This is a genomic window from Cyanobium sp. BA20m-p-22 (genome assembly GCF_024346275.1).
Classification (GTDB): domain Bacteria; phylum Cyanobacteriota; class Cyanobacteriia; order PCC-6307; family Cyanobiaceae; genus Cyanobium_A.
Genome location: NZ_JAGQCQ010000279.1, coordinates 1 through 5,133, shown reverse-complemented (window position 1 = coordinate 5,133; position 5,133 = coordinate 1). Strand labels below are relative to the sequence as shown.

The 5,133-nt window shown below is 60.3% G+C and carries 5 protein-coding genes; all 5 read right to left on the bottom strand.

Annotated features, from left to right (window positions below):
• The coding region (locus tag KBZ15_RS18125) for a tetratricopeptide repeat protein (protein ID WP_255016619.1) at window positions 1-281 on the bottom strand (281 nt) is incomplete at its 3' end.
• Between the two features lie 38 nt (window positions 282-319).
• Entirely contained in the window at window positions 320-1,009 is a 690-nt protein-coding gene (locus KBZ15_RS18120; protein ID WP_255016620.1) for a hypothetical protein, read from the bottom strand.
• Window positions 1,006-2,667, bottom strand: a complete 1,662-nt coding sequence (locus tag KBZ15_RS18495) for a TIR domain-containing protein (RefSeq protein WP_315859929.1) — start codon at window positions 2,665-2,667, stop codon at window positions 1,006-1,008. The genes KBZ15_RS18120 and KBZ15_RS18495 overlap by 4 nt, the downstream gene beginning before the upstream one ends.
• Complete coding sequence (locus KBZ15_RS18110) at window positions 2,664-3,707, bottom strand: S1C family serine protease (protein ID WP_255016618.1); 1,044 nt, start codon at window positions 3,705-3,707, stop codon at window positions 2,664-2,666. Before KBZ15_RS18110 ends, KBZ15_RS18495 begins: the two co-directional genes overlap by 4 nt.
• A 335-nt stretch (window positions 3,708-4,042) precedes the next feature.
• Window positions 4,043-5,098, bottom strand: coding sequence for a PrsW family intramembrane metalloprotease (locus tag KBZ15_RS18105; protein ID WP_255016617.1), 1,056 nt, complete (start codon window positions 5,096-5,098; stop codon window positions 4,043-4,045).
• Window positions 5,099-5,133: the final 35 nt, after the last annotated feature.

The window sequence follows — 5,133 nt, the reverse complement described above, 5'->3', positions numbered from 1 at the left end:
TAGAGGCCCTGGCTGTCGTAGAGGAACGCCAGGTTGTTGAGGCTGGCGGCGGTATCGGGGTGCTCTGGCCCCAGCTTTACCTCCTTCCACGCCAGGCTTCGCTCGGCAATGGCAGTCGCCTCTGCGTAGTTACCTGCTTCATAAAGCCGTTCAACTTCCGCATCGAGCTGCTTCACTTTCTCGGCATCAAGCCCCGCTTCTTCCTGGGTCGTTGCCTGAGCGACCCTCAGGCCTTCAGCACCCCAGGCCGGCACCACCAGCCCCCCGAGCCCGATTAACAAGGCTGCCACTGCAGCAGGAAGCAGCCCTGCGACTCTGTTCACCGGTTTAGGCGTGCCGTTTCGCAGCTGGCCTGCTGCTCCCGTTGCAAGGCCGCCAGGTCGCTGTTGTTTGATGTGACCGGTGCCCAGAGCAGGGCCTGGGCCAGCGGCCCATCGCCAACCATTGCCGCCTGATCCAACTCCTGCAGCTGCCGTTCCCCATTGCCGACGCTGACCCGTAGAGCGGCGGCGTAGCGCTGCTGGTCTCCTACAGAAGCGGCCTGCAGGCTGACCACCGCCCAGTCGCCCCCGGCAGCCCCCCTGGGGCGCATTGCCAGCTCCAGCCGCTCACCCGGCTTCAACGGCGCCAGCGGCCAGGCCAGCCGGCCGCTTATGGCCTTCTTTGAGCTGGCCAGTTTTGACCACAACACCGCCTCACCGCGGCGCAGTTCGATCTCATTGAGCGGGCTGCCCAGCACCAGCGCTGGTTGCGGGTCCACCACGCGCACTGTTGGCCCATCGCGGCCCGGCTCGATGGGCCCGGGCGAAAGCAGACAAACCGCTTGGGCAGTGTTGGAACGGGTGCCGCCCACCGAGACCGATCTGGGTTGAACACCCAGAAACTGGCGAATCCGGGTCATGAGTCCCGCTGGAGGCGCCGAACTCGGGTTAGCCCACACTGGCGCCATCGCCTGGCTGCAGCTCAGCAGGGCCATGATCAGTGCGGCCTGGATTGCCGGGCGTTTCATGGCCTCAGCCTGCTGAATTTTCTTACGGCCATCATCCCCGCCCCCGCAGCCAGAGGTAGCGCCAGCGGCAGTAATCGTTGCAGGCTCACCAGCAGCTGCAGCGCCAGCAGGCTGTAGACAACCGCAGCCGCTGCTGCCGCCAGCACCAGCCAACGGCGCCGCAACCTCAAGCCCCCGGCCCACCAGCCCAGCAGCCCCAGAACCGCCGCACTCACGCTGTGGCCGAAAGGAAGCAGCGGCTCCAGCCAGTGGCCATTTCTGATCGATTGGGCCAGCACGGCCTGCACGGCACCCCCCGGCAGCGCCCCGCTCTGCAGGGTGGAGAACTGGGCTGTGCCCTGTTCGCCGTAGGCCCATACCGCCCGCGGCGCCGAGTGCTGATCGGCGGATTGGTTCAGCTGGCGCCCCTCGTATCCGTCGCTGGCCACGATCAGGCTGACGCCCTTGAATTGCTGCAAGGCCTGACGGTCTTGGATCAGCTGCAGCCGTTTAGACGCCAACCAGTTCACACTCCAATCGATCACTGCCTCAGTGGGCAACCCTCCGCGCGGAGCATCGGCAGCCATCGCCCAGGCAAAACTGCCTTCGCGGATCGGCTCGATCAGCTGCAGCGGGGGCAGGTCTTCAGTACGCATGCCCAGGGTTATAGATACCGGTCTTGCTCCTGCAGTGGCAAGGGAACCCGCCAGCCGCTGATCGAGGGCCTTGAGGCAATTGGGCACAGCCACCGCATTGGGTGGACAGAGTCCGGCGACAATCTGTCGGCTTGCTGGCTGCTGCTTGATCACGGCGGCCAAGGAACGATGGCCAGCCGGATTGGCACCGGGGCCATCGAGGATGAAGTCGAGCCCCACCAGCTGGGCGGAGTTGTTTGGCAGGGCTTGCAACACCTTCGCCAGCACCGCCTGATTCACACTGCCGTCGGTGGGCTCCACCCCAAGCTGCCCATACAGCGGAGAACTGAGTAAAACCAAACCAAGGGGCTCAGGGGTGGGGCCGAGCTGATCGGTGAGCTGGCGCCAGCGCGCCTGCCAGAACAGACGCTGATCCAGCAACCACTGGTTAGGCGGCAACCATGGATTCAGGTCGAAGGCCACTGCCGCTAGCGCCGCCACCCCCACCAGGCCTTGCAGGACCCGCTGACGCCAGGCACTTCCCCTGGCTCGCGCCGTCTTCGCGGCGGGAGCGGCGCTGTGCTGGCCGCTTTCCACCAGATCCCGGATGCGGGCTTCGATCCGATCCAGCAGGCCGGGTAGTGGCAGGCCTTGCCCCTCCAGCCATTGAATCCCCCCCAGGTGATAGTCCTGGGTGCCATGGGGCATGGCCGCGGTGAGCCGCACGGGCAGCAACAGGCTGCGCGCCTGGCTGGCGGCCAGGCGGATTTCCTTGCTCACCTCGGCGGAAGCCATCGCCGCGTCCGACCACAACAACAGGAACACCTGCTTTTGAGCGATGGCGGCATGAATCGCCGCCGCCCAGTCCATCCCGGGGGGAATGTTCTCTGGTGCCTTCCAGACCTCAATGCCGCGACCCAGGAGGCCCTGATAGATCTCCTGCGCGAGCTCGCGATCCTGGCTCGAAAAGCTGAGAAAGGCACTGGGAGGCATAGGCAAGGGGGAGGAGTGGTAGTCGGCGTTGCTGAGCGACCCAGGCCTCACTCGCGATAGCGGAATGCGAAGACTCCGCCATTGACGTTGACACGGATATCTCCCTCATCGTCTTTCAGCCACTCCCCTTCGTAACGCTGACCGTTGATCAGCACCTCCGCAGTCTTGTCTTCCCAGAGAACGACGGTGCGCTCCAGCCCGTTCGGCTCCACCACATCAAACACCTTGTGGCCATTGGCGTTCACCCGCGAGCTGACCTTGCAGCGGAATCCGTCCAGCCGCTCGGCATCGCTCTGCATCTGAAACCAGCAGGTGGCGGAGGCACTGGTGGCGCTACCAGGATTGCTGGGGTTGATCTCTGTTCGTTTGGCTGGCCCGGACTCAGGAGAGCCGCGATCTGCCTTGGCTTGGAGCAGAAATTCGCGAATCACCGAAGCAGCCACGGCGAAGTTAAGGCCTTCACTGTCGGTGAGCTGGAACGTCACGATGCCCACCACACATCCGGTGCGATCGAGAACCGGCCCGCCGGAATTGCCCGGATTGATCGGCGCATCGATCTGCAAGATGTCGCCTCCCTCCCGCAGACTGCTCACCACGCCACGGGTCAGGCTGAACTCCAGACCTTTCGGGGCGCCGATCGCCACCACATCAGCACCGACATTCGGTTGGCTTTTCTTGAGGTTGAGCGGCTTGCCGCGAATGCCCCGCACCTGCAGCAGCGCCAGATCGGTCTGGGGTGTCGAGCCACCCGCCGTGCGCATCACCGCCGCTTCCTCTTGCGCTCCATCGGCCCACCGCACAGTCACGCTATCCGCACCTTCCACCACATGGGCATTGGACACCAGCAGGGTGTTGCCGTCCTGATGTTGCACGATGAATCCGCTGCCCTGTCCATCACTGGAGCTGATCACCACGGTGGAAGGTTTAGCCTGGCTGAATAGGGCCTCTGGGCTGAAATTCTGGTTAGTGCACGCTGGGGCTTCCGCCACTGGAATTCGTGGTGTCTGGCCGATCTCAGGCTGGCAGGCCAGCAGTGGTGACACCACCGCAAGAGCCAGGCCCAGAGAGCAGAGATTGCGCCGCGATCCCATACGGTCGGGGACGATTTGTCCCACCCTAGCGCTAACTCAGTTTCGATGATCAGAGATAGCCAATACTGACAAATCAGGCCCTAGAGCCACGGGCGCTTGCCGACCAGGTTGATGGGTTCAAAATCCATGGTGCTACTGGTGAAATAGGTGATGGCTTCTGCCAAGGAATATACAGCTAGAGATAGAGCCAGCAAGATAGAAGTTGTTGAATTCCAAAAAAACCAAGCAAGATCAACAATGATCCAGCAGTCAACATGGGTGAACAAACAGGTCCGTTCGTAGCGGCAAGCCGATGGAGCTGTCGTAGCAATGCATGCAGCAACTGCCCATGGCCTTCAGGAGCTTGAAGTGGATACCAAGGCGCAGCCCCTGGCAACGAGCTCAGAGCGAGCAAGGTTTTCAGAGGTATCAGATGGGGAACGTCTCGCAGCCGCCAGGGCCAACGATGCAAAAGCTCGATAGTCAGAACGACTTGAAGAACCCTCTGATGCATCTCTACAGAAATGCCAGCTCCAGGAGGAGCCGGCAAGGAGATGGTTCAGCGGATTTAGCAGGCTCTGCAGACGCTGGAGTGCGGAGGTTTTGAGTGTTGCCTCTCTCATCAGCTTTGCTTGAACCCAGATGCCATAGTCGCTGAGAAAGCGGAGATCACGAAGAACGGCAAAGCCGATGACTGCTATGAACAAAGCCAGATTTACATGGTTACTGACAACCCCAAGCGTTACGCCGATGCGATTGATTGGCAATGTTTGATCAGGCGGCCCAAGAGAAGCAAGAAAAGCCGATAGATTATTTATAAGATGAAGGCCAATTGATATCAGGATTGCAGGCATGATCAGAGCTGCCAGTTTTTTGTCTTTTGATTTGAATGGGATCCAGCAAGCAAAGCCAAGCCAGATCGAGAAAAAGGCATGACCACCGGCGCTGGCGAGGGTGCGGTTGTTGAATTCATCAATCCATGAAGCCAACTTGTCCTGTTCCGCCGAGAGCGCAGACCATTGGTAAAGGATATTTTCAACGAACTCAAACCCAATGCCAACTGCACAGGCATAAACTAAGAAATCGGTGAGCGAATCAAATTTTGAACGAAACACAAAAACAAGAATTAATAGACCGAATCCCTTGACAAGTTCTTCAGAAATTGGCGCTATCAGAATCAGATTCCAGGCTTCAGATAACTCAACAGCCATTCCCCCAGCCTGAAGGCTGGTGCTTAGGCTGTTCTGAATAAAAATGGCCGGGATGGTTGCGACTGCACCCGCCAAAAGAGCCAGGCCAATCATGCGCTTTGGCTCTCGCTCTACCACATCTAGAAAGCGGATGATGTAGATCACGCACAGGGATGCCGCCAAAACGGCCAGTGGTGTCAACAGAACCAAAAGCTCAATCATCGTGTCTCGTAAAAAAAGCAACTGTAATCAGAGAT